General features: G+C 71.0%; 1 protein-coding gene. It reads left to right on the plus strand.

Annotated elements, in window-relative coordinates:
- Positions 1 to 163 precede the first annotated feature (163 nt).
- Positions 164 to 2122: condensation domain-containing protein (locus AB0E96_RS40585; RefSeq protein ID WP_359831801.1), on the plus strand; the 1959-nt coding region annotated here is incomplete at its 3' end.

Genomic DNA, 2122 nt, shown 5'->3' on the forward strand with positions numbered 1-2122 from the left:
GGGGGAGGTGTATGCGGCGGGGGCCGGTCTGGCGCACGGGTATGTGGGTCGGGCGGGTCTGACGGCGGAGCGTTTCGTGGCGAACCCGTTGGGCGTACCGGGTGAGCGGATGTACCGCACGGGTGACCTGGGGCGTTGGCGTGCGGATGGTGTGCTGGAGTATGTGGGGCGTGCGGACGACCAGGTGAAGATCCGGGGCTTCCGGGTCGAGCCGGGCGAGATCGCCGCCGTCCTCCAGGGACACGAGGCAGTGGCCCAGGCCGCCGTGGTGGCCCGGGAGGACCGGCGCGGCGAGAAGACCCTGGTCGGGTACCTGGTGCCGAACACGGGCCAGGAGATCGACCTCGGATTACTGCGCCGTTTCGCGACCGGCCGGCTGCCCCGGCACATGGTGCCGTCGGCGCTGGTGGTGCTGGAGGCGCTGCCGATCACGCCGAACGGCAAGCTGGACCAGCGCGCCCTGCCCGCACCCGCCGTCACGACCGCCGAGACCGGTGGGCGGGCCCCGCGCTCGGCGCAGGAGGAGATCCTCTGCGTGGTCTTCGCCGAGGTCCTCGGAGTCCCGTCCATCGGCATCGACGACGACTTCTTCGCGCTGGGCGGGCATTCCCTCCTCGCGGCCCGGTTGATCAGCCGCATCCGCACCACTTTCGGTGCCGAACTCGGCATCCGCGACCTGTTCGACGCCCCGACCGTCGCCGGTGTCGCGGAGCGACTGAAGGACGGCCGCCCGGCCCGACCCGCTCTGGTGGCGGGGGAGCGCCCCGAGGTGCTGCCGCTGTCCTTCGCCCAGCAACGACTGTGGTTCCTGGACCAGCTCGAAGGTGCCTCCGCCACCTACAACAGCCCCTTCGCCTTCCACTTGCGGGGGCCGGTGGACGTCGAGGCCCTGCGGGCGGCGATCGGTGACGTGGTGGGCCGGCACGAGGCCCTGCGAACGGTCTATCCGGCGGTCGACGGCAAGCCCCGCCAGCTGATCCTGCCCGCCGGGGAGGTACGGGTCCCGTTCACCGTCGTGGAGTGCGGCCGTGACGCCTTGGACCGGGAACTGAACCGGGCTGCGTTCACGCCGTTCGACCTCTCGTCCGAACTTCCGCTGCGGGTGGTGCTGTTCACGCTCGGCGGGGAGGAGTCCGTCCTGTCGGTGGCGATCCACCACATCGCCAGTGACGGTTGGTCGATGCGGCCGTTGTGGGAGGGCCTGGCGGCGGCCTACCGGGCCCGTCTGGCCGGTGCCGTGCCGGACTGGGAGCCGTTGGCGGTCCAGTACGCGGACTACACGCTCTGGCAGCACCACCAGCTCGGCGAGACCGTGGACCGCCAACTCGCCCACTGGTCGGAGGTGCTGCGGGACGCCCCGCAGGAGGTGGCGCTGCCGCTGGACCGGCCCCGGTCCGGGACCGGCCCGCGTACCGGCGGTCTGGTGGAGTTCGGGCTGGACACCGAACTCCACGCGGCGCTGGAGGAACTGGCGCGCCGGCACGGGGTCACCCTGTTCATGGTGCTGCACGCGGCCCTGGCGGGCCTGCTCTCCCGGATGGGCGCCGGTACCGACATTCCCATCGGGACGGTGGTGGCGGGGCGTTCGGACGAGGCGTTGGACGAGTTGGTCGGGTTCTTCGTGAACACGCTGGTGCTGCGGACGGATCTGTCGGGCTCGCCGACGTTCGGTGAGTTGCTGGGTCGGGTCCGGGAGGCGGACCTGGCGGCGTTCTCGAACCAGGACGTGCCGTTCGAGCGGTTGGTGGAGGAGCTGAACCCGGTTCGCTCGGCCTCGGTGCACCCCCTGTTCCAGGTCATGCTCGTGCTGCAGAACAACAACGAGGGCGTGCTTCGACTCCCGGACGTCACGGTCGAGTCGAAGCCCTTCGCCGATGCCCCGGCCCGGTTCGACCTCAACTTCGCCTTCACGGAGGCCTGGGCCGCCGATGGCACGCCGGGTGGCATCGAGGTGGAACTGCAGTACGCCGCGGATCTCTTCGACCGCGCCACCGTGGAGTCGCTGGGCCTGCGGCTGCGCTCGCTGCTGTCCGCGATGGTGGTGGATGCGGGGCAGGTGGTGGGTTCGGTGGATGTGTTGGTGGGTGGCGAGCGTGAGTTGATCGTGTCGGGGTGGGGTGGT

Source organism: Kitasatospora sp. NPDC036755 (assembly GCF_040636595.1).
GTDB lineage: Bacteria > Actinomycetota > Actinomycetes > Streptomycetales > Streptomycetaceae > Kitasatospora.